This window comes from Prevotella sp. LMAG:51, assembly GCF_008680225.1.
Taxonomy (GTDB): domain Bacteria; phylum Bacteroidota; class Bacteroidia; order Bacteroidales; family Bacteroidaceae; genus Prevotella; species Prevotella pectinovora.
Map to the genome: position 1 here is coordinate 95924 of NZ_NALQ01000022.1, position 24532 is coordinate 120455.

Sequence of the window (24532 nt, forward strand, 5' to 3'; positions counted from 1 at the left end):
TGAAAGCATGTGACAATAAAGCCCCGTCTGGTGGTTATCTCTCCGTTCCCAATCCGTCAACGATGCTGTCGGCAAGACTGATGTTCGGCACATGAATCCTGTCGCACCCCAGTGCCTCGGCAGCAGCCACATAGATGTCGGCAGCCGGAATGATTACGTCGGCACGGTCGGTCTTCAGTCCATATTGCTCTATGCGCTCCTCGATGCTGAGTTTGCTGAGTTTGTCGCGCATGTCCTTTATCTCGCTCACGAGAATCTCCTTCGGGTCTTTCTTCTGATGTGTGAGTTTGAAGAGTTTGTTGATGTTTCCTCCCGAACCGATTATCCGGATATCCGGAATCTCCTTGGCATATAGCGAGAGGTCTGTCGTCATCTCGTCGATGTCAGCCTGCGACACCTTTCCGCTGAGCATTCTCAGCGTACCGATGTTGTACGACCGGCTGTGGGCGAGCATTCCGTTGTGGAGGAGTGAAATCTCGGTACTACCGCCACCCACATCAACGTATGCGAAATCGCCGACGTTGCAGTCGGTGTTCTCCACGATGTTGTTGCAGAGCAGACGCGCCTCTTCCTGTCCCTTTATTATCTCCACCTTGATGCCGGTCTTGCGATAGAGGAATCGCAACACCTTCTCTCCGTTTTCTGCGTCGCGCATTGCCGATGTGGCACAGGCGCGATAGCTCACCACATCGTTGAGCTTCATTATCTGCTTGAATGCCTTGAGCATATATAGCATCTTCTCCTGGCGCTCCTTTGATATCTTGCCAAGAGAGAACACGTCTTTTCCCAGACGGAGCGGCACACGCATATACATCACACGCTTGATGACGGGGTCACCGATTCCGTCTTTTCTGAAGAAATTCTTTATCAGCAGTCTCGCACCGTTTGAACAGATGTCGATGGCTGCCATATTGAAGGAGATGTCTCCCAGTTCGTAATTCATATATTATATCTTTTAAATTGTCCGCAATGATAAAAGTATTTCATTAGTCCGCAATGATGAAAACATTTCATTAGTCCGCAATGATGAAAGCATTTCATTAGTTCGCAATGGCATCAGCCGTCATCATTTCTGTCCTCACTTCTGATCCTGTATTTCGGCAGAGGTATAAGCCTCCTGCAATGCCTCTTGCGAGCGGAAGCTCACTCCGTCTGGCGAAGTCTGTATGCGGTCGGTTCCCTTTCCGTCTACTATTCTTCCGTTAGTGGTGTCGGCTACGGCATACTCCACGGTGCGTAGCAGGTCCCGCTGCATGTCGAGGTCGTAGACCGGTGTGAGCACCTCTATGCGGTTGAGCAGGTTGCGCGGCATCCAGTCGGCACTGCCGATATAGTATCTCGGCATTCCGCCGTTGCAGGCGATGATGATTCTGGAATGTTCTAGATAGCGGTCGATTATTCCCACCACCTTTATGTTGTCGCTCACTCCCGGTATTCCAGGCACGAGGGAGCAGTTGCCACGCAATGCGATTTCTATCTTCACTCCTGCCTGTGATGCCTGATAGAGTTTGTTCACCATATCCACCTCTGTGATATGGTTTATCTTTATCCTCAGCCAAGCCTCCTTACCGTTCTTGGCGTTCTTTATCTCGTTGTTGATGAGCTGGAGCAGCTTTGTCTTCATGGCGTTTGGCGACACGAGCAGTTCGCGGAAGCGCGGCTGCGAGAAGGGGCGCTTGATGAAGTCGAACACCTTGTTCACCTCGCTCACGATTTCTTTTCTCGCCGTCATCATCAGATAGTCAGTATACACCTTGGCGTTGCCCTCATGGAAGTTTCCAGTTCCGATGCAGGCGATGCTGCCTTTCTTCGTTCCGATATACAGCAGTTTGGAGTGTACCTTCAGTCCCTCCACGCCGTAAATCACGTTGATGCCTTCTTCCTGCATTCTCTTGCTCCATTTGATGTTGCTCTTCTCGTCGAATCTGGCGAGCAGCTCCACCACTGCTGTCACCTTCTTGCCGTTGCGTGCGGCGCAAACGAGGGCTTTCACCACCTTTGAGTCGCTGGCGAGTCGGTATAGCGTGGTCTTTATCTCTTTCACGTCGGGATGCAGCGCAGCCTCTCTGAGGAGTCGGATATATCCGTCGAACGAATGGTATGGCACGTGGATATAGCGGTCTTTCTCCCTAATCTGTATCATGATGCTCTCCTCTGCCACGAATTCCTTCTTCATGATGTGTTTCCACTTGGGGAACTTCAGTTCCTCATGTCCGAAGTCGGGGAATTTCATCAGGTCTTTGTGGTTCTGGTATCTGCCGCTGGCGAGTGCTGCGTCAAGATGGTCTACGTTGAGTCTTGCCATTATCTTCTTCTGCATGTCTTTCGGCATGAGATGGTCGTAGATGATTCTCACGGGTTCTCCGCGTCTGCGGCTCTTCACTCCCTTGGCAATCATCTCCAGCACACCGTAGTCGGAATCGTTTTCCATCTCCATCTCGGCGTCTTTGGTGAATTTGAACGAATATGCCTCATAGTTGCTGGGAGTGAATCCGATGAAGATGAGCGGCAGACAGAAGCGCACCACATCATCGAGATACATAGCGTTCTGGTATCCGTCGCTCGACGGAATCACCACGAAGCGTCCGAAGTCGGCATCGGGCACCTTCACTATGGCATAGTCGGTCTTGGGTGCCTTGCCGAAGTTGCCTTCTTTTTCTGTCTTCTTCACGATGAGGTGGATTCGGTTGTCCTGCAGCTGTCCTATCTCGTCTATCTCGTCGAGCCATATAGGGTTGGTGGCTCCGTTGAGCTTGTCGTAATAGAAGTTCTTGAGATACCTCTCCTGTTCGGCATTGAGATGCTTCTCGTCGAGAAGGCGTATCTTGTGTTTCTCGAGCAGTTCAAACACGTGGTCGATGGTGTCGCTGTATTCGTGGCTGTATATGGCATTGAGCCTGTTGATGGTCTTCATCGTCTGCTTCAGGTGCTCGCGATCTTTCTTCGCTCCCTTGTCGAGCGACTCCAGGAGTCGTGTGAGCGATGCCATGCGCACACGGAAAAACTCGTCGAGGTTGTTTGAATAGATGCCGAGAAACGACAATCGTTCCAGCAACGGCAGTTCTTCTTTCTGTGCTTCCTGCAGTATCCTATGGTTGAAATACATCCAACTGATGTCTCTGTCAACGTAGGCATCCTTGAAATTCTTTTCTTTCATGGTGTCATTTCTTATATACTGGTGATTTTCTCTTTTTATCCTTGGTGTCCTTTTTCTTTTTTGCATCTTTTACAACGGTTGGCTGAGGGGCGTCGGCAGCCTCTGCTCCGACGGTTTCCGGTTCCGATGGTGTTTCGGCAGCTGCCATCGGCTGGCTTTCGTCCTTGCGCTCCACCACGCGGTCGTCGTAGTCTCTCACGAGTTTGCGGAACTTTCCGATGCTCTCAGCCGGAATGGATATGAGATTGATATCATCGCATCCGGCGAGCATTGTGCGTTTCATCTTCAGCGGCACTCCTGCGAACTCCACTTTGCGCAGCACGGCACAGTCGGCAAAGGCACACTCGCCGATGGTTTCTACCGACTGCGGAATGACAACGGAGCGAAGGGCGTCGCAATCGAAGAACGCCTCGTCTTCGATTCTCTTCAGCGTAGCCGGCAAGATGACACTGCACAGACGGCTCTTGCCGGAGAAGGCTTTCTCGCCGATCTCCTCCACGCCTTCCGGCACGCTAAAGGTTTCTGCATCCGAAATAAACGACACAAGACGCTTGCCGCCATCAGCATACACTGCCTTGCCGTCGGTGGTGACAAAGGGGGATTTACTTTCCACTGCCAGATGATCGAGCCCCAGGAATGGGTTGGTACCGATTTCGCCTACGGTGTTTGGAATAACTATGCTGCGCAGGGAGATGCATCTGCCGAAGGCTTCATGGCCTATCGACTCCAGTCCTTCGGGCAACACGAGACTTTCAAGATAGGCGCAGCCCCAGAAGGCATCAGAATCAATCTTTCTGACTCCCTCACAAACGGTATACGAACCACTTATGCTCTTGGATGCCATAAGCACGCGTCTGCCGTTCTTGGAATAGAACACCCCGTCGAGGTCTTCCCTGCTGCCGATGGTCTTTCTCACCGCCACATCCAATACCAACTTTTCGAGTTTGTCGTCTGACTTCAACACTTTCCTGAATCCTGCCAACTTTGATTTCTTTAAGTCTTTCATAACCTGTCATTAATATGTTTGCAAAAGTAGTCCAAATCCATCGTACCATCCATAAAAATGGTATTAAAATACCGTTAAGCATGTGTTACAGCTTTGTAACATCGGTGACAAATGCCTGTTATTCAGATATTATTTGTACCTTTGCATCGCAGCCGGATGATGCAGGAACATCGCCACGAAGCTATATATACTTATATAATGAAACCATATATATAATTTATAATAAGGTGTGGCATCCAACCCAGACTGCAACGAAACAATACGACTTATAACAGCGCATATATATGACAACAAGAAAAACAATAATGCTTGCCGCTGCTGCATTGGCTCTGTCGGCATGTCAGGAGAGTCTGGAAGACCGTGCGGCAAGGGAGGCGAAGGAATACACGGAGAAGAACTGCCCCGTGCAGATCAACGAGGCGATAGTGACCGACAGCATGACGTTTGACAAACAGACGCTCACGCTACACTACTATCTCTCGGTGAAGGGACCTGCCGACACCACGGCAATAGCAAACTCTGAAATCAAGGAGGATATGATTAAGGCACTGCGTGGCACCACTTCGGTGAGGCCATACAAAGAGGCGGGCTACAACTTCATGTATACCTTCCACTCAACAAAGCATCCGGGAAAGAAACTCTTCGAGACAACCATCACGAAAAGCGACTACAAACAATAGGAATGCGGAGACAGCATCCGTAAGGAAATAACACACATATAAACAATAAATACATCAAGAAAATGGCAAAACTGATCATCAACAACTACGACGAGTTCGCTGCCTATCTGGGCAAGAACCTCGGAACTTCTGACTATGTGGAGCTCTCTCAGGAGCGCATCAACATGTTTGCCGACGCTACGCTCGACCACCAGTGGATTCATGTGGACACGGCGAAAGCAAAGGAGGAGAGTCCATATAAGACAACCATCGCCCACGGCTATCTCACTCTATCCATGCTTCCATATCTCTGGAACCAGATCATCGAGGTGAACAACCTGAAGATGATGGTGAACTACGGTATGGACAAGATGAAATTCGGACAGGCAGTGAAGTCTGGCGAGAGCATCCGCCTCGTAACCGACCTGCAGTCTATCGCCAACCTGCGCGGTGTGACAAAGGCTGAAATCAAATTCCGCATCGAAATCAAGGAGACTGGCAAGAAGGCTCTCGAAGGCGTTGCCACATTCTTGTATTACTTTGAGTAATACGAAAGAGAAACAGAACAACACAGAACAAGCCCTGACTACCGGGATGATTGAGAAAGTGTCTCAATATGCGGTGGTCAGGGCTTGGTGTTTAACCCAAATCGGTCATTAGGGCTTGCATGGATTTTGTTTTTTAGAAGAGTGGATTTTGTTTGGCTTTTAATGAGTAATAGCGGGCTATTGCGAATTAAAAACGAGCAAAAGACGCCTTATAAAAAGCAAAAGACTGCAAGCAGTTATTAAAATTATACATTAAACGGCCTAATGACCGATTTGGGTTTAATACCCAATCGGTCATCGGGGCTTGTCTGAAAATAAAATTGACGGTCTGATGTCTTGGTGTTTAATACCACTCCACAGCGTTGCTGTAACCGCTGCGCTTGTCATATTTCAGAGCGTCGGTCAGCGTTGCGGCGTTGCAACGGAAGGAGAAGTTGTATGACGTGTATGGCGCCAGCACCACGGAGCAGCTCATGCTGAAGCAGTGGAGGTCGCGCTGCAGCGAAGCTGTGGTCATTGACATGTCGTGCTCCTCGAAGTCGTAGCCGGAAGAGAAGCTGATGTTCCATCCGTCGCTGATGCGTATGTTTCCGCTGAAGTTCAGGTTCTGGGTGAACTTGTACGGATAGCGCATCGTCTTGGTGTTGAACTTGCCGGCGGTGTTCTCCCTCATCGTGATGCCATAGCCGAAGGTTATCGACCACGGCATGGAGAACTTCATATATCCGTTCTCGTCGGTCTCGGCTCGGCTGGTCTGCTTCTTGGCACCGTTCTGCGCCTTCATCATGTCGTCGTCCACATTGGTCTCCACTCCCGTGTCGTCGTCATCGTCGCCCGTTGTCTTCTTGTTCTTGTCCTCATCCTTGCCTCCGCCGAAGAGTTTCCTTATCTTTTCGGGATTCAGGGTATATGAGATGTTCTGCGACATTCCCTGGAAGCGTCCGAAGCGTCCCTTGCCCCACTCCGTGTGGTTGCCCACGTACGGCCGGCCGTTGGCATCAAGCTCATAGGCATAGGTGGCAAACACGGCGGTCATGTTGAACGTATAGTTCTTCCACCACTTCAGTCGGATGTTCATCGTCAGGTCGCTCCACTTCTTCTCTTTCGCCGCCATATTATACGACATGTTGGCTCCCAGCTCGTCTATGATGCTCAGTTTCTTGAATCCCGTGGAGTCTTTGTCTGACTTCACCTTCATCTCGATGTTGTTTGAGAGCGACATGGCGATGCTTCCCGTCCTGCCCTTTCCCGGCACTCCGAAAAGCGAACCTGAGAATGGAGAATACTGTTCGAGCGTCACGTTGCCCTGAGCGTCGGTCTTCTGATAGGTTTCGTAATATCCGTATCGGCTTGAACTGAAGTCTGGAGCGTAGTTGTATGACACCTGTGGCGTGATGACGTGGCGTATGGCCTGTATCTTGTCGCCGAAGATTTTCTTGTTCGGCACCCAGAATCCATAGAGTTTCGTTGATGCGCTCACGCTCATCGACCAGTTATATACGTTGTAGAATCCGTAGGTGGTATCCCTCACGGCGGTCTGGCTCTGCTCGTCCCAGCTCTGCATCACCTTGTTGGTATACATGCGGTCGGTGAAGTTTATCGACGGGTTGATGTTGATATAGTTGAAGAGCGTGAAGTTGGCATTGATAGGAATACTGTGCTGCATGCCGTTGCGCCAGTCTTTCACGAGATTCGACTTCATTATCATGTCCTCCTTCGTGTCGATGGAGTTTCTGAGACTACCGGTATAGCTCATCGAGATCTTCTCATACCAGCGCTCCTTGCCCACCATGCGCTTGCGCTTGAACGGATAGAAGCGGCTCACCGAGATGTTGAGGTCTGGCAGCGTGATTGCCACGGTGGAGTATCTCATGTTCTGGCTGAGGTTCGTGGTTCCGCTTATCGTCATGCCCAGACTTGAGAATGTGGTGCTCCAGCTCACGGATGATGTTCTCGTGCTCTGGGTCATCGACTGCGGGTTATACATGCTGTTCAGGTTGTTGCGCTCATAGCTCGACGTGGCGAAGTTGACACTCGCCGAGAGTGTGCTGAAGGGGTTTGCCTTGGGGTCCTGACGGTGGTTCCACTGTATCTTGAAACTCTCCTGCTCTGTGAAGTCGGGCATGCCCTTGTCGCCGTTCTTGGTGTCCTGATAGCTGAAGTAGAAGCTGCCGCTGTATTTGTATCTCTTGCGGTAGTTGCTTGCCGCCGACACTCCCCATGAGCCCTTGGTATATATCTCGCCGAGGAGCTTCAGATCCCATTTGTCGCTCATGGCGAAATAGTATCCTCCGTCTTTCAGATAGAATCCGCGGGCGCTCTCATCACCATACGACGGCATTATGAATCCGCTGGAATAGCTCTTGGTGAAGGGAAAGAAGCCATAGGGGATGGCGAGAGGCAGCGGCACATCTGCCACCACGAGGTATGCCGGACCGAACACCACGTCCTTGCCGGGGCGCACCTTGGCTCTCGACAGGGCTATATAGAAGTCGGGATGCTCGGCGTCGCAGGTGGTATAGCGGCCGTGCTCCAGAAAGAGCTCGCCTTTCTCGTTGCGCTTGGAGCGCTGACTGGTGAGGAATCCGTCTTCCTGGGCGGTGTATACATTATTGATGAAGCCTTTCTTCGTCTTGAAGTTGAAGGCTATAGTGTCGCTGTCATACTGTGTGTCGCCCATCTTGAACACTGGTCGTCCCTGCAGATCTCCGATAGTGTCTTTCACTCCTGTGGCTCGCACAAGACTGCTGTCCATGTTCATCGTGATGTCGGCACTCGAGAGGTCCATGTTCTGATACACCACGTTTGAACTGCCATAGAGGAAGGCGAGCTTGTCGGATGCTCTGTAGACCATGGAGTCTTGGGCAGAGAATTTCACTGGCGCGTCTACGCCTGTAGACTTTGCCCTGTTCATGCTGTCGAGACGGATGGAGTCGTCCACCATCTTGTTGTGTTTGTAGATTGCGAGCTGCATGGAGTCCATGAGCGTAGTGTCCGGCTCGCCGGATGCGGAGTCAGACAATAGTGTGTCGGGTCCCAGCGTGTCAGCAAGGACTGTAGAGTCTTTTGTTTCAGCATGCTTTTTGTCTTTTCTCATCAGTGGCGTCTCGGCGCCTGCCAATATAAAGAGAAAGGCGAAAAGCAATAAGAATATAGTGGATTTCTTTCTCACCTTATCGTATTATGCGATGTCGTCTTAGTTAATAAACCGGTTGTCGTAATTCCCACAGGAATGAATACAGAATGCAAAATTACTCTTTTTACGCATAATATCGCTTATCCGCCTGACCTTTTATGCTTTATTTAACGTTTGGAGACGGTAAAATAATAACTTGGACGATTTTTTTGAGCCGTATACACAAAGAATCGCGGATGCGCCTACATAGTATCATTCTCCGCCGCCGCCAAGCTCCTAAAATGCTATAGACTAAAGACTTAACCCGATGATACTTTTCTGGATATTTTACAGAAAAGTATCATAAAAGTATCATAGAAGTATCATGCCTTTCGGCATCCCATATTTCCCCCCACGCCAGGGGGAAGACATCCCCACATTAGGGGGTTCCGTTCCCCACGGCGTGGGGGAAATCAGAGGTCAATATTTCATGAATTACAAGTCTATGTTTCATCCATTGCAAGTCTATGCTTCATCCATTGCAAGTCTATGTTTCATCCATTACAAGTCTATGTTTCATCCATGATAACTGCGTTGCATATATAAGACAAACTAAATCCACATTCTGTTGTAAAAGCAAATCCAAACAAGCCTACAGACCGATTTAGGTTAAACTGAAATATGGTTATTGCGACATGCACTTATTTGGGCAGCCGCCTGGCATCAATTCTGCCCATCAGGGGCAAGCAGCTTACTCACCAAGGGCAAGCACCTTGCCCATGTTGGGCACGCTGCTTGCCCAAAACAATTGAATTTACTTCCACACGCTTCCATTTGTATACTTGACAGCAATACCAACAAGGCAATTGGCATAAACAAAAGGTTACATAACCGAAGTTTCTTTATCTTTTCCATTTTACCACAATGCAATCTTTCCTGCAACACCCAAATCAAGGGTAGCCGTTGCAATGCCCAATGCTTGGAATACACGACTCATGGTTGGCAATGTGATAACACTTGTACCTTTCTCCAACTTTGAAATTTGAGCACGCTGCACACCGATACGTTCACCAAGCTGTTCTTGTGTGAGGTTTTGTGCCAATCGAGCCTTGCGTATGGCTTCGCCAACAATATAGGCGTTTACATCTTCTTTGAGTTTGACTTCCATGGCTTCGCGCTCTGGTGTACCTCTTTTACCCCAAAGTTTATCTTTCATATTGTCTGCTGGTATCAATTTCATCTGTGCCATAATGCTATTTCTTTTTATTATTAAAGTACTCTTTTCTTATCTCTTCTGCTTTGGCAATTTCCTTTAGTGGTATCTTCTGAGTTTTCTTGACTATGCCATGTGTGGCAATAACCAAAGTCTCTTCCTCAGTGTCCCAAAAGGAGAAAAGCCTGTAGCAGATACCATTGTAGAGAGTGCGAAACTCCCATATCTCGGTATTCTCCAGTTTCTTGAAGATGTCAACTTTCATCACTCCTTCCTCAACCTTGAAGATGTTGTAGTATATCTTCTGCTGAGCTTTGAATGGTTGCGCATCCAAAAAGGCTTGTGCTTCTTCTGTCAACACCACTTTTAGCTTGTTGATGCCCATTTTGTTTTGAATTATAGTACAAAGATAACGCTTTGTTTCCAAACTACGATACAAAAATTCGGTTTTTCATTAAATCAGACCTCATCTTTAACACTCTCACGACTTGATAGTATCAGATACGCAACTTATTCACTCTTTTATTTCCCTAAATTTGGAAATTCAAAAATAGGGGAGAAAATATGAATGTGAAAATTTCTCCTTACATGCTTCCACTCGTCTCCATACGTCTGTCATTTCTGGCTCCTGCAAAATGGCATTCCAACGAACCTTCTCTTTTCATCAGCAAACCATCCAGACAATAGGCTGACAATTGCCTGGCAGGCAACTATCTGATTGACAGAATATTACGACAAAAAACCAGACAATCTGACAGTTTTTCAGAAATTCTCGTTTTTACTAAGAATCAGCGATATGGGCAACTTTTGCTCATATCGACCAACTTAAATTAATTCCGCCAACGGGTAAGACAAACTAAATCCACTCTTCTAAAATACCAAAATCCAAGCAAGCCCTAATGGCCGATTCGGGTTAAAACTGAAATATGGTTATTGCGACATGAACTTATTAGGCAGCCGCCTGGCATCAATTCTGCCCTTAATGCCGACAGGGATAATGCCACTACTTCCAAGTCAGAGAACATTAGTGTCCAATTTAAAATTGGACACTAATGCCTTGTTTCCTATTTTAAAGTCTTTAATTTGGGCTTTTATCATCAAAACCTGTCGTAATCTCAATAAAAAAGTGAGATTACGACAGATTTCTTGCTTAAAAGTTGTCGTAATCTCGTGTTTTCTGTAACTTTGCGACATATTCCATTAATATGAAATAGATATGAAGGAGAATATTATAGGCAGAGAACTTGAGATAGAAAAGCTTGAAAACTATATTTCAAGTCGTAAATCTGAATTTATTGCTATCTATGGTAGACGACGTGTAGGCAAGACTTTTCTTGTGAAAGAACTGTTTGAAAATCAGTTTGCATTCCGTGTAACTGGCAAAGACAATGTAACTACCAAGGAACAGCTTGCAAGTTTCAGCTTCGCACTTAACGACCAGTTAGGCATAGATACAGATGCTACCAATTGGTCGGAAGCCTTTCGACTTCTTCAGAAAGCATTGGAAAAGATGCCTAACGGAACTAAAATCATCTTCTTCGATGAACTCCCTTGGTTCGACACTTATGCATCCAACTTTATCAGCGCCTTAGAACATTTTTGGAACGATTGGGCTTCCTACCGTAGCGATATCAAACTGATAGCTTGCGGAAGTGCTACCACCTGGATGCTTAATCATGTTATCAATTCACGAGGAGGACTACACAATCGCATTACTCACAATATTCTGCTCTCGCCATTCAAACTGCATGAGGTTGAAGAGTATTTTAAATCGCAAGGTTTCTATTATGAGCGACCTGAAATCATAGAGTGTTATATGGCGATGGGCGGTGTGGCTTATTACCTGTCTCTTTTCGAGAACAACAAAAGCGTAGCGCAAAATATTCAGCAACTTTGTTTCACACGTGGCGGAGAACTCTCAGAAGAGTTTGACCGTCTGTTCAATTCGCTTTTTAAGAAAGCCAACAATCATCTTGCCATAGTTACTGCCCTAAAAAATAAGGGAAAGGGTATGACTCGACTTGACTTGTTAGATGCTACAGGATTGGCTAACAACGGAAGGTTTAGTCTGATACTTAAGGAGTTAGAGCAATGTAATTTCATCCGAAGCTATACCCCATTCGGCAAGTCGAAGAAAGATATGATGTATCAGCTGATAGACCCATTCTGCCTGTTTTATTTCAAATTCATGCACAACAAGGGTTCATTCCTAGATAACTATTGGGTCAAGATGCAGACCACTGCTGAGTATGAGTCATGGTGTGGTCATGCCTTTGAAATCGTATGTCTTCACCACATCAACGAAATAGTCAAGGCTTTGGGCATAGACGGTAGCATCAACACTCCTTGTTCATGGTCTTATCGTCCTACTGCAAAAGTCATGGCAGATGAGGAGACTGACGAAGATTTGAAACATGGAACGCAAATAGACTTACTGATAGACCGTTCTGACAGATCGATTTCTGTCTGCGAAATGAAGTATTGTAATGGGGAATATGAAATCAGCAAGGCATACGATACCCACCTGGCACACCGCTTAAATGTGTTTAAGAAGGTGACGAAGACAACAAAAACTCTCATTCCAACCTTCATTACGCCATATGGGCTATATAATAATATGTATGCAAGAAAGATAAATAGGCAAGTAATAGGAAACGACTTATTCTTAGTGTCCCATTCTTGAGGTTTCTACCTCTTTTACTTCTTTCTTAGAACCGCACCCAATCCCACTTTTTGTGTTCCGTCCCAATTCGTAAGTTGGTCAGCACACCCATTGGAGCCACCAAGCGAAACGTATGTGTCTGTACTACCCTAGAAAAAGTTGAATGGATTTGTACTGTAAGCCTGAGGTTGGTTGAATGATTTTCGCCTTATCCCCAAACTCTGTTGATTAAATATGCTTAAACACTGATTATAGTTGAATGCTTTTTGTTTGGGTTTTAATGAGTAATTTCAGAGAATACTTTTGTACAATAATCAAAAATATACATACCAGATGCGGTTATTTCAGATAAAAGTCCTATATTTGCCATCGGAAGATGGGATTTTACTCAGTCCGTTGAGTAAAATTACTCAGCCGACTGAGTAAAATTATTCATTATGCTGAGTAAAACAACTTGAAAGCCCCCATTAAATATAGCAAGACTATACATATCACATCATCATCTATAAACAACAGACCATGTACAAAAGAAAGATATATGATACCATCATCAAGAGATTAGGTGAACAAAGAATGTTCATCCAAGTAATCATGGGACCACGACAGATTGGAAAATCTACCGTTATCAAGCAAGTATTGGATGATTTAAGTAAACCGTTTCTTTTCTATTCTGCCGACACCATACCTTCAACATCTTCCACTTGGATTAGCGATTGCTGGAATAATGCACGTCTTCAAATGCGCACACAAGGACTTGAAGAAATGATCTTGGTTATTGACGAGATACAAAAACTTAAAAACTGGAGTGAATATGTAAAGAAAGAATGGGACGCTGATAGTCTAAATCACATCAACATCAAAGTGGCATTATTAGGCTCGTCAAGGGTGTTATTAGAAAAAGGATTGGCAGAATCTCTCATGGGACGATATGAGGAAATCAGAATGAGCCATTGGAGTTATCCAGAAATGAAAGAAGCCTTTGGAATGACTATTGAACAATACATCTATTTTGGAGGCTACCCGGGAGCTGCCATGCTTATTGGTGACGAAGAACGTTGGAAGAACTATGTTAGCGGAGCCATCATTGATGCTACTATAAACAAGGACATCTTGATGGATTCTCCAATAGGGAAGCCTGCTCTGCTTCGTCAAACTTTCGAATTGAGCGTAGCTTATTCGGGTAAGATACTTTCTCTAACAAAAATGCTGGGAATATTGCAAGATGCTGGCAACACAGTTACATTGGCAGGCTATCTAAATCTTTTGAGCGATAGCGGACTTGTCACGGGACTACAGAAATTCTCTATAGATGTAGCCCGCAAACGTGCCAGCATTCCTAAATACCAAGTGTACAACAATGCCTTATTGAGTTCTCAATTAGGATTAACATTTCAAGAAGCCGTTTCTGATAGTAAACAATGGGGACAATTCTTTGAATCCGCCATAGGAGCCTACATATTAAGCGAAGCTTTTACCCATCGTTTTGAGGTCTTTTACTGGCGAGAAGGCAACGACGAGGTTGACTTCATCCTCAAGAAGAATCAGAAATTCATAGCTATAGAAGTAAAAAGTAATGGAGAGGCTTATACCACGGGCTTAGAGCGTTTCCGCAATCTTTTCCATCCGTCGGCGATATTTATCGTAGGCGAGAAAGGTATCTCTCCAGAAGTTTTCTTGAACATGGATCTAAGAAAACTATTCGAATAACTTAAGGACAAATAATTAGTAACCTGAGTTCAAAGTGGCAACGTGGAAGAAGAATCGTTTCGTATCTGACAGACATATTTGACACAATACAATAGGTAAACCCAGACCAAGAATGGCAAAAACTCATGGATTGTGATAAAAAAGTGTGAAAATATAGTAAAAAATCAGAGTTTATTAATTCTGTTTTATAGAAAACACCTTACTTTGTAAACCAAACTTTATAGAATCATACAACTCTTATTAAATATAATTTATATGAGTATCAGTAAAGATGTCATCAAACAGTGCCTAATTAGTAAGCAGCGCGAAGTGGATGAGGCGGTGATTGTGAACCGTCCCACTGACTTTGAAGAGAATGGCAATTATGTGATAGTTGGCGTGAGACATGCGGGTAAGTCGTACCTGCTGTATCAGCGTGTGCGTCAGTTGCAGGCAGCAGGAAAGGGATGGGACGAGATTCTGTTTGTGGACTTTGAGGATGAGCGTCTGGCGGAATTCCAGACGGAGGACTTCAACAGTCTGCTGGAAGCCCACCTGGAACTGTATGGTAAGAAGCCGGTGGTGTTTCTGGACGAGGTGCAGAACATTCCTCACTGGGATAAGTTCGTGCGGAGATTGGCTGATGCGAAATACAGGGTGTATGTGACGGGCAGCAATGCGAAGATGCTGAGCAAAGAGGTGGCAACTACGCTGGGCGGACGGTTCTTTATCTATGATGCATACCCATATTCATTCAAAGAGTATCTGGCAGCACAGCAGGTAGAACTGAAGGAGCATTGGGAGTATGACACTATCCAAAGAAGTGAGGTGAAGCGGCATCTGAATGAATACTTTTATTACGGAGGTCTGCCAGAAATCCTGTCGTTTAAGAACAAAAGGGCAATGCTTTCAAGTCTTTACCAGAAAATCTACTTGGGTGACATCTGTGCGCGAAACAACATTAAGAACGACAGGGTACTGAACATCCTGATCAAGAAAATGGCAGAGAGCGTGAAGCAACCTCTGTCGTATAACAGGCTGAAGAATGTGATTGTGGCAACGGGGTCGCCCATTAGTGTGCCTACTGCGATTGACTATGCGGGGTATGCCGCTGACAGTTGGCTTATATTGCCCATGGAGAATGAGGTTGGAAAGCTGACGGAAAAAGAGACTCAGAAGAAGTATTACTTTATCGATAACGGCTTGCTGAACCTGTTTCTGATGAACTCAGAGACATCATTACTGGAGAATATGGTAGCGGTGGAGTTGTGCAGACGATTTGGCAAGGAGAATGTGTTTTTCCTAAACGCTGAGAAGGAAATAGACTTCATAGTGTCTGAAGAGAAGTTGGCCATACAGGTGTGCTATAGCATCAAGGATGAGACCACATACAACAGGGAGGTGCCGCCACTGACGAAATATGCCAAAGCTCACGAGGATTGGAAATGCCTGCTGATTACGTATGATGAGGAGGGTACAGAGGAGGGAATACCTGTGGTACCGGTGTGGAAGTGGCTGATGAAGGTGTGACTAATTGGCGAAAGTTTGTAAAGAATCTCTATTTTTGCTAATTGTAATTTTGAGAATATGTTGTTTTTCGATACTTTATACCTAATTAAAGATTCCCGGTGTCTGTCAACCGAAAATCTCTTCCCAATGTTTGAAACGTTCCAAACCTTCGTCACCGAATTTTGCTATGCTGCGTTCTGCCTTCTCCACCGTCTTCTCCCTGTCGAGATGCGTCTTTGAAAAGAACTTGTCGGCATAGCATATCACCTGCTCTTCGAGGGTCTCAGGCAGGAAATCCCTATGGGGCAGAGGCAGGTCTTGCGTCTCTATCTCCCTCTTGCTGAGTCCTGCTCCGGTATGGCGTTCACACACACGGGCATGACGAGGCAGTCCCTCGCTGCGCAGCATCTCTGCTCCGAGAATGCCGTGGCGGATGTATGGTTCCGTGCCATGACAGTGTATGCCGGGAGCATCGGTCTTTATGATGCCGATGTCGTGGAGCATCGCCGCCTCTTCGATGAAGTCGCGGTCGAGATTCAGTTCGGGGTGCAAAGAAACAATCTGCAGCGCTTTCTGCGCCACAGACCGTGAGTGAACGATGAGGATGTGGCGCAACTCGCCATCATCCTCACCGCAGTATTTGTCTATTATCGCTTCCCAATCAATCATGGTCGCGCTCTATATATCCTATCACGTCGCCGCGGTTCACCTTGCCGCCCTGGCGTGTGGCAATCTCCACGAGTTTGCCGCCGAGACAAGCAGGAACTTCAACGAACTGTCCCCATGGCGCCTGCACATAGCAGAAGGTCTGTCCCTCATCATAGTGCTGGCCGATGAACGGCTCGATGCATGGTGTGCACTCGCTTGAGCCCTGGAACTCGAAGAACACCTGTCCCTTAACCGGAGAGACAACGGCGTCTGCCTTGGCATGCTTGAACTCTGCAATCTTCTCTGGTGTGAGGTTGCTTCCGAGCTTGGCGTCTCTTGCCTTCTGAAGGTCAGCGAGGAAACGCTTCTTTGCCATACCGTTCTTGAAGTCGCGATACTGCTCCGGGTGCATAGCCAACTCGAAGAGCTCTTCGTCGTCCTGACCATATTCCCATCCGTTCTCGTCCATCTCTTTTCTGAAGCCATCGAGAGCATTAGGGATGAGGGTGTGAGGATCGGCATCGGTGAATTCCTTGCCGTTCTTCTTTGCCAGAGCCACAATCTCGTCGTCGAGTTTGCCAGGGAGCGTACCGCTCTTGCCGAGGATCATACCCCACATGGCGTCGTCCATCATCACGAAGCGGCCCTTGCCCTGAGCCATGGTGAGCAGGTTCATCAGGGCGATGTTTTTGACATACTGTGAGAATGGGGTTACGAGTGGTGGGAAGCCGACACGTGGCCATACGTAAGCCACCTCGTCGAAGAGCTTCACGAGCATCTCGTCGGTAGAATATTCCTCCTTGCCCTTAGAGCGGAGGATAGAGTTGATGGAGCGATGGATACCTGCGAGGTCGGCCATCATACTTCCCATCATACCGCCTGGCAGACCGCAACCGAGGAGCAGTGAGCTCATAATCTTGTTGCCTGGGTTGATGAAACATCCCAACCAGTCGTCGATGAACTCCTGTGTGAGACGGCGTGCCTCCATATATGCGTTCATGTCGATTTCCGGAACGTCGAAGCCCTCGTTCTTCAACATGCTCTGCACTGATATGATGTCTGGATGAACCTTACCCCAAGACAATGGCTCGATGGCTGTATCGATAACGTCGCAACCGTTGTTGCAGACTTCGAGGATTGATGCCATAGAGAGACCCGGACCTGAGTGGCCGTGATACTGTATGATGATTTCAGGATGTTTGTCCTTGATAGACTTGGTGAGCTTTCCGAGCAATGCCGGCTGACCGATACCTGCCATATCCTTGAGACAGATTTCTGTAGCACCTGCTGCGATGAGCTTGTCGGCGATTGCAGAATAATATTCCACGGTGTGTACAGGCGAAGTGGTGATACAGAGTGTAGCCTGTGGTGTCATTCCTGCTTCAAGAGCCCACTTGATGCTCGGGATGATGTTTCTCACGTCGTTGAGTCCGCAGAAGATACGGGTGATGTCAACGCCCTGGGCGTGTTTCACCTTATATTGAAGTGCTCTCACATCGTCAGGCACCGGATACATACGCAGAGCGTTAAGACCGCGGTCGAGCATGTGAGTCTTTATACCCACCTCATTGAATGGCTTACAGAATGCTCTTACTGCCGCATTAGGATTTTCGCCGGCGAGAAGGTTGACTTGTTCAAAAGCTCCTCCGTTGGTTTCCACACGAGAGAAGCATCCCATCTTGATTATCACAGGAGCGATGCGCTCCAACTGATCTTTGCGCGGCTGGAACTTGCCAGAAGATTGCCACATGTCTCGGTATACGAGACTGAACTGGATTTTCTTTTTCATTTCGTCTTCGATTTAAAGCGTAACAGGCTATTCTTAGCGGACATTCAAAATCACAACTACTATTCATGTCCCACCGTACTGAGTCTGTTGCGTGTGTTTTTATTTTGCAAATGTAATCGTTTTTTGGGAATAAACTAAATTCTGAACGAAAAAACTGCTTTCCAACTGCATTTTAATACAATTTATCGACCTTGGAGGGGAACGTTATTCAACAATGTAAAATCAAGTTTACAAATAGTCGAGATACTACTCGTCAAGGTGTATATTAACAACATTCATCCTGCCTGCTGCCGTTTTCTCTACTTTTGCAGCGAGGGAACACACTGGCTGGGAGCAGTTGTTGTCATCACCTCATCGCATGTGTCAAGCAGCCCTGATAACCAATTTGGGTTAAAACTATCGGCCAATCATTTCTTCATATCAAAAAAATACATTATCTTTGCAGCCTGAAATTGAGTGTCAGTGCATATATATATATTGTGACTATTATTTTATGGCTCCGTAGCTTAGCTGAATAGAGCGTCAGATTCCGGTTCTGAAGGTCGTGGGTTTGAATCCCACCGGAGTCACTTGTTTATATATATGCGACAAGCAATTTCAACATTATTCATCAATAGACATTATCCCATCAATAATCATTATTCCATCAATAGCCATTATCACCACCAATAGCTGATATCTGGAAATAAAAAGTTCTGAAGGTCGTGGGGTTGAATCCCACAGCCATCTATTCTAAAACTTGTACTTCACCGTGGCCATTGCTTCTCTGCCCCGCAAAGGAAGTGAGAAATAACGGTAGTTGAAACCGGTGAAGGAAGCGTCTACATATTGCTTGCGGTTCAAGGCATTGTCGATACGCAGACCCAGTTCCCATCTCTTGGATGGAGTATAGAGCAGCTTGGCATCGGCAAACAGGATGGAGTTATACTCACCCTTGGATGTCTCCAACAAAGAGTAATCGCATGACACCGTAAGAGAAAGACGGCTGAGGGGCGAAAGCACAAGACTGAAATCGTTGAAAAGGCTTTTCAGCGTCTGACTGTTGCTGTTGGCATAACGGTCTTGCCAGGAGAGGTTGAAGGTTGCTTCGTTAGTGACCTGCAGCCACGACAAGTCATACCATCTTACCAACAGACACGACGTGGCGACATTCGACACCACACGCTGCTGCAGTCCGTTCTGTACCACCGGCAACTCATTGCGACTGTAGCTCACGGTGCCTTGTATGGCGACATGTACCTGTGTGAAAGTCTTCTCCACCCGTGTCTGTGCCATGAGATAGCGTGTGGTGGCAGACTGCCACAGAGGAGTCAGCTTCGTGAGGTCGTTGCTGATATCATAGGCAAAACGCCAGTCGGAATGGCGCCACGACATTGTGGCAAGGAGGTTCCATGTGAACATATTCACGAAATCGCCATAGTTTATCTTCAGCGACGCATTCGACGACCGTGCCCACCCCATGCGGTCTGGGGTAGCGGTGAGAGTTCGGTAGTCGGAGCGGTAGGCCTGCGGCGTTATGACATCGTCGTCAGCGCCTTGGAGCATTGCCCCGGCGATGGTGAGTCGCCATTGGGGTGAGAAATTGTGGTTCCAGCGCACGGATGGCGAGAGGGATGTCCGGTTGACATGTCTTCCACCTGACCGCCATGGTATCTTTGCGGCATAATGGTTTATGGGACAATCCAGCACCAGTATGTCCTTGGAATAGCGCATGGTGTATGAAGGGGCAATGGTGTTGAGCAGACTGCTGTTGTCGTTGTCGTCGGCAGCGTCTATCCTCACCCTGTCTGAGAGATATGAAAATTCGTATCTCAGGTCGAGGATATTGCCGAACAGGGGGAATGACGTGGAAATACTGTTGGCTGTCTTGAAGCGGTTGAAACCGATGCGCTCACGGATGTCATAGACTCCCCCGGCATCAGTCGCCGCCAACGTCTCGCTTCGGCGGAAGTAGAAGAGCGTGGAACCGATGTTGTAGGTATGCAGGCCGGAACTTATCGTCATCGCCAACTTGTTTTGGACGTATGACGGATGGCGTGTCACCTGCTGCCCCACCTGTCTGCCGTTGCTATAGATGTCGTTCTGACCCGTATGATAAGAGAGGGATGCCGACAGCTGGTCGAGGAGATACACTTTGGGGGCGTTTAGCTCGTATTTGAACTTTGGGGCGATGGTCTTCTCGCCCACCTTTATGCGGTTGCTCTGCGAGAGAGTGGCGGTATGTGCTCCGCCATAGAGATAATAGGTGCTGTCGGCAAGGTTGTCGGCAGTGGAATAGAGGTCGATGTTAGTGCGCAGTCCGCCATACCGCCCCACCCTATGCATGTGGTTGAATCCGACGGAATACGATTTGTTTTTGAGATAGCGCTGCTGCGGTATCGGCGAGAAGATGTTTTCCATAGCGTTCACGCTGTTGCGCGGCAATGCCACGTAACCTTCCAGGTCGCTCACATTGATATTGTTTGAGAGGGCATTGCCGCTGAAGTTTTCGCCTGTGTTGTTCATCTTTGCCGTGAGGAGCAGCTGGTTCTTGGCGGCGATGTTTATCACCGACAGGTGGTTGTTCCATGTGGCATCCTCGCCATATCCCGCTCCACCTTCCAGTTCTCCAAAGGGGCGCATCTTGTAGCCGCTCTTCAGCTTGATGTTCAGCGTTGCCCTGTCTGACGGAACCGTAGACTTCAGTGCACGGATGGGCTGGTCGTTCTCCATCACCTGCACCTGTGATATCGCCTCTACTGGGAGGTTGCGCGTTGCCTGACTGTATCTGTTGCCGAGGAGGTTCTGTCCTTCTATATTAAACTGGTTTATTGTTTCGCCCTTATAGAGTATCGTACCGTTTGGCGACACCTGTATCCCGGGCATCTTTTTCAGCACATCCTCCAGATAATGGTCGTCCTTGCCCTGAAAGGCAGACACGTTGTATTTTATTGTGTCGCCAACCTGCTCCACAGGTTTCAGTCTGACAGTGACTTCCGGCAGTTTCGTCGTACGGCGTATTCCGTCTCCTTCATTCTGGGCTTCAGCGATGATTACGCAGAGTGACGCACACAGCAGAGTGGGTATTCTTTTCATCTATTCGAGTTCTATAGGGTTATAGGGGCGTCTGCCGGTGTCACCAGCCTGTGGAGTGAACACCGCACCCGGGTTCTGCAACTGGAAAGCTTTGTATATGTCAGCCTGTTCGTTTTCCACTGCCTTGCGCACTTTGTCACGCGTAGTATGCAATATTTTGTTGCTCGACTTGAGATATACGGGCACTCCATTGCCGAGGTTTTCCAGGCCATTCAGCGTGAAGCGGTAGTTGTCTTTTGTGTCGCAGATACTGAATATCAATCCTGGCAATCCTCCGAAGAGGTATGGTCCTGTATGCAAATCAAACGTAGGGGCATACCATGCCGTCCAGTCTCTGCCGCCGAAACGGCACACGGCTTTCCTGCATGCCACATCGCATATTGTGGTGTCGCCTTCTACGGTCTGCCAACTGATTTCCGGAACTGGCTGGGTGTACTGATATTTGTTCACGTTGTTCACTTGTATGATTGCCACATTGCGACTGCGGTCTATCACCAATGGATATTCGTATGCCTTTCTTTTCATCATTCCCACATTCATCGTGAAGGCTTCCATCGGTGGGCGTTTGGCAGCGGCGAGCGAGTCGTTGATGAAATCTGTCCTGTCGTCAAAATAGTCGACGAAGCTCTGTGCCTTGTCGCCCTTGAGCAGTATCGTCTGACCCTCCTTCCTCCCCTTGCTGAGAGAGTCTGGCCTGTATGAGAATTCATAATACACCTTCACGTATGCCGTGTCATACACCGTTTTCTCCACCGGTTTCAGCGGTGGCAATGTGCCGCCATGCACAGACTGCGAAAATGCCGGACTCGCCACTGCTGCCAGCATCATGAATAAAGCCGTTATCTTCTTGATTTGCATATCTGTCAGTTTTAATTTTGCTCTGATTGGAAATTTAAGATTATTGCAAAAATAGGGAAAATTTATGAAATGGAACAAAGAAGCATTGATATTAGCAACTCCTTTAAATTATATTACACTTCAAGAGCCGTTTACAGTTTTATCTTGTTCTCATGGTCACGCATTATTTCGTTTTCAAGTCCTATTTTTTTATTATCGTTCTTTCTAAAACTCCACCTGAATAAAATCCATGGAGTAAATGTCTTTTTCGTTAAATATGCAACACTCCTGTATTGGCCAGTACTTATCGTAGTTTTACTACGCGGATTACCGATAAAGCTTGAGCATCCTATTGACAGTAGGATATCTGGTGTGAAACTATACGAGAGTGTGAGACTGCTCTCTGGGTTGTAGTTTTTGGTCCTCGAGAATTCGGTGTGTAAGTAATTCTGATAGGAAAAAGCGGTACGTGCTTCTATCTTTCCCCATTTTTTGCTCAACATCAACATACCGGAAAAATGTTTTTTTGCTCCAGCAGTTGTATAATAACTGACGTTGTGAGCTAAATCCATCATTAAAAACAAACCTCTGATACGCCATGACATATAGTACTTCAACTTCAATGAGCGATAACGCCCCATATTCCCATATGTAGTGAGCAGCACACCATCTCCTTCTTCAATGTGTACAGGCTCAATGATGTCGTTTGATATTCCATAAGACACACTCGTATTAAGATACAAGCCGCCTATAAGATATGACGAATTCCATCCGAAAGAATGCGTTTCAGAAGGCATAAGGTAAGGATTTCCATGACTGACAAGAAGCGTATCGGCAGAAGTATTGTATGGAGAAAGCATTGCGACAGGCGGTGGTGTGTTACTATATGTATAGCTGAACCGTGTGCTCAAGTTATTAGTTATATTATAATACAAGCCAAGAGAGAGACGCGGTCTGAAATAACGGTGAATTATACTGTCTGATTTCATAGAGACATACTCCATTCCTGCTGAAGCATCGTATGTCAGTTTTCGCACCAACATCCCGGTATATCCGGCAAATACGCATTCATTCAAACGGTGATGACTGAATAGAAAATCTTCAATGCCAATGTTCTCAATCCTGTCATAAGAGTATTGCGTTTCGTTCCCTATTTCCAGACTCCCGCCATTGTCAAAGTCTTTAGTAAAATTCATTGTCAATGTAAGCTGTTTGTGCCTATTGTCATATTTCTGAGCATTCAAGTCCTTATTCCCATTTGCATTTTCTTCCAGACTGTTAGTATTTTCAGCCCGATTATCCGAATATACTGCGTACGTTTCTATTTCAGCATCTTCTGAAAAGAGGTGCTTATGGTATGCTGTTACCGAAAACAGATGGGAACTATAGTCTGATGTACTGCCACGGGAAATATCATGGTGATTCGATTCACCATTAGAAGTATTATTATTGGTTTCCCTATTTACATTTCCTTGAATATATGCTGCAAAATAATCTTTTTCCGAAATACGCCACTTTGGCATCAACGAATAGTCATAATCTACTTCTTTACCTTTAGAATCCCCGGAATAGGACTTGACCAACATTGGCGATACAAGATTATAAGTATTCTTTTGCCTACTATGGCTCACACCGAAAGAAGCATCACCGTAAAGAGAAATGTTACTGTTACCGACTTCAAACTTCGGTATAGCAAAAAAGGACTTTTCTGGATAATCGGCATGAGCAGCCAACTGTGCATAAGTATATATCGAAGTTTCCTTTAGTTTTATATTTAGAATACGTTTTACTCCTTGCCGCATATACTTTGCGCCAACCACATCGATTATCTCCACAGACTTGATGCGAGACGGATCAATAGGACTTATTCCCGAATTCACTCTAATTCCGTCTATGAGAATCATCATCGACTGACCATCAGAAGAACGAACGGTTTCATTTACAGGGTCACTATAGATATATGGAATTTCTTGCAAGGCGACAAAAGGGTTTCCGCTCTCCTTAGCCTTCTTCGACAAAATGAACACATGTCCTCTTGATGAAGCATAATTGTTTTTACCATTTACAACAATACTATCAAGCATTATATCTCTCGTTTCAAGTATGAAATTATGGGACATATCCCTATCCACTAAAACCGAATCCTCTTCACTTGCAAGTCCGACGCAACTTGCAACCAAGAGATATTTCCCTTGAGAAACCTTGTCAATGGAGTATTCGCCATCAACATTAGAACGTGTCAATGCTGCAAGTTCCCCATTCTGATAAAGGGATATTTGCGCTCCATTTACATGTGATCCATTATCGTCTATCACTATTCCACGAACAGAATATTGAGAATAAACAGATATCGGCATTAATAATAGTATAAATAAAAATTTTATTATTCTATTCATCCACAGATTCATTTTGATTCATCATTTCCTTTTCAAAATATTACAAAGGCAAAGATAATGCAAAATCAACTCAATACATAATAAAAAGCAAATTATTTTCTGCAAGCTATATAAATCAGCACTGAGACTTCTCTCACATAACATCAGCCATTGAGGTGTATCATTGTCTTGCCAAACAATGTAACCACCATTGACAAATTGGACCGGCATTTGATAAATGGTTCGTTATGAC

The 24532-nt window shown here is 46.4% G+C and carries 16 protein-coding genes and 1 tRNA gene; 6 read left to right on the forward strand and 11 right to left on the reverse strand.

Going from position 1 to position 24532, the window contains the following annotated elements:
- Positions 1-34: 34 nt before the first annotated feature.
- The 3 genes from CCC32_RS07985 to CCC32_RS07995 form a co-directional block, all read right to left on the reverse strand.
- Positions 35-943 (reverse strand): Ppx/GppA phosphatase family protein, encoded by a 909-nt coding sequence (locus tag CCC32_RS07985; protein WP_287073560.1) that lies wholly within the window; start codon positions 941-943, stop codon positions 35-37.
- A 135-nt stretch (positions 944-1078) separates the two neighbouring features.
- Positions 1079-3157 carry an RNA degradosome polyphosphate kinase gene (locus CCC32_RS07990; RefSeq protein WP_287073561.1) on the reverse strand — a complete coding sequence of 693 codons (2079 nt, stop codon included), beginning with the start codon at positions 3155-3157 and terminating at the stop codon, positions 1079-1081.
- Between the two features lie 4 nt (positions 3158-3161).
- Positions 3162-4163 (reverse strand): leucine-rich repeat domain-containing protein, encoded by a 1002-nt coding sequence (locus tag CCC32_RS07995; protein WP_287073562.1) that lies wholly within the window; start codon positions 4161-4163, stop codon positions 3162-3164.
- Positions 4164-4447: 284 nt separating this feature from the next.
- Here CCC32_RS07995 and CCC32_RS08000 point away from each other — a divergent pair, with 284 nt between their 5' ends.
- Positions 4448-4843: a DUF8479 domain-containing protein gene (locus tag CCC32_RS08000; protein ID WP_278839805.1), complete on the forward strand. Its 396-nt coding sequence runs from the start codon at positions 4448-4450 to the stop codon at positions 4841-4843.
- A gap of 62 nt (positions 4844-4905) precedes the next feature.
- Positions 4906-5370: a MaoC family dehydratase gene (locus CCC32_RS08005; protein ID WP_022317584.1), complete on the forward strand. Its 465-nt coding sequence runs from the start codon at positions 4906-4908 to the stop codon at positions 5368-5370.
- 343 nt (positions 5371-5713) lie between these two features.
- Here the strand turns inward: CCC32_RS08005 and CCC32_RS08010 are convergent, their stop codons facing one another.
- The 3 genes from CCC32_RS08010 to CCC32_RS08020 form a co-directional block, all read right to left on the reverse strand.
- Positions 5714-8467, reverse strand: a complete 2754-nt coding sequence (locus tag CCC32_RS08010) for a putative LPS assembly protein LptD (RefSeq protein ID WP_502705610.1) — start codon at positions 8465-8467, stop codon at positions 5714-5716.
- A 934-nt stretch (positions 8468-9401) separates the two neighbouring features.
- Positions 9402-9734: a helix-turn-helix domain-containing protein gene (locus CCC32_RS08015; RefSeq protein ID WP_022316695.1), complete on the reverse strand. Its 333-nt coding sequence runs from the start codon at positions 9732-9734 to the stop codon at positions 9402-9404.
- 4 nt (positions 9735-9738) lie between these two features.
- The gene (locus CCC32_RS08020) at positions 9739-10083 is read right to left on the reverse strand and encodes a type II toxin-antitoxin system RelE/ParE family toxin (protein ID WP_287073565.1); all 345 of its coding nucleotides are present in this window, start codon (positions 10081-10083) and stop codon (positions 9739-9741) included.
- Positions 10084-10914: 831 nt separating this feature from the next.
- Between CCC32_RS08020 and CCC32_RS08025 the strand changes: the two genes are divergently transcribed.
- From CCC32_RS08025 to CCC32_RS08035, 3 genes are all read left to right on the forward strand, one after another.
- Entirely contained in the window at positions 10915-12381 is a 1467-nt protein-coding gene (locus tag CCC32_RS08025; protein WP_287073566.1) for an AAA family ATPase, read from the forward strand.
- 498 nt (positions 12382-12879) lie between these two features.
- Complete coding sequence (locus CCC32_RS08030) at positions 12880-14067, forward strand: ATP-binding protein (RefSeq protein WP_287073567.1); 1188 nt, start codon at positions 12880-12882, stop codon at positions 14065-14067.
- Positions 14068-14322: 255 nt separating this feature from the next.
- Positions 14323-15576: an ATP-binding protein gene (locus CCC32_RS08035; protein WP_287073568.1), complete on the forward strand. Its 1254-nt coding sequence runs from the start codon at positions 14323-14325 to the stop codon at positions 15574-15576.
- Between the two features lie 105 nt (positions 15577-15681).
- On the opposite strand, the gene CCC32_RS08040 is transcribed toward CCC32_RS08035, so the two are convergent.
- Both CCC32_RS08040 and CCC32_RS08045 read right to left on the reverse strand, forming a co-directional pair.
- Positions 15682-16224, reverse strand: coding sequence for an HDIG domain-containing metalloprotein (locus CCC32_RS08040; protein WP_082028581.1), 543 nt, complete (start codon positions 16222-16224; stop codon positions 15682-15684).
- Positions 16217-17992, reverse strand: a complete 1776-nt coding sequence (locus tag CCC32_RS08045; protein WP_022315552.1) for a hydroxymethylglutaryl-CoA lyase-like TIM-barrel protein — start codon at positions 17990-17992, stop codon at positions 16217-16219. The genes CCC32_RS08040 and CCC32_RS08045 overlap by 8 nt, the downstream gene beginning before the upstream one ends.
- A 495-nt stretch (positions 17993-18487) precedes the next feature.
- Between CCC32_RS08045 and CCC32_RS08050 the strand changes: the two genes are divergently transcribed.
- Positions 18488-18561, forward strand: a tRNA-Arg gene (locus tag CCC32_RS08050).
- Positions 18562-18724: 163 nt separating this feature from the next.
- On the opposite strand, the gene CCC32_RS08055 is transcribed toward CCC32_RS08050, so the two are convergent.
- The 3 genes from CCC32_RS08055 to CCC32_RS08065 form a co-directional block, all read right to left on the reverse strand.
- On the reverse strand, positions 18725-21067 hold the full coding sequence (locus CCC32_RS08055; RefSeq protein ID WP_287073569.1) for a carboxypeptidase-like regulatory domain-containing protein: 2343 nt from the start codon (positions 21065-21067) through the stop codon (positions 18725-18727).
- The gene (locus tag CCC32_RS08060) at positions 21068-21925 is read right to left on the reverse strand and encodes a GLPGLI family protein (protein WP_287073570.1); all 858 of its coding nucleotides are present in this window, start codon (positions 21923-21925) and stop codon (positions 21068-21070) included.
- A 131-nt stretch (positions 21926-22056) separates the two neighbouring features.
- Positions 22057-24300 carry a TonB-dependent receptor gene (locus tag CCC32_RS08065; RefSeq protein WP_287073571.1) on the reverse strand — a complete coding sequence of 748 codons (2244 nt, stop codon included), beginning with the start codon at positions 24298-24300 and terminating at the stop codon, positions 22057-22059.
- Positions 24301-24532 lie beyond the last annotated feature (232 nt).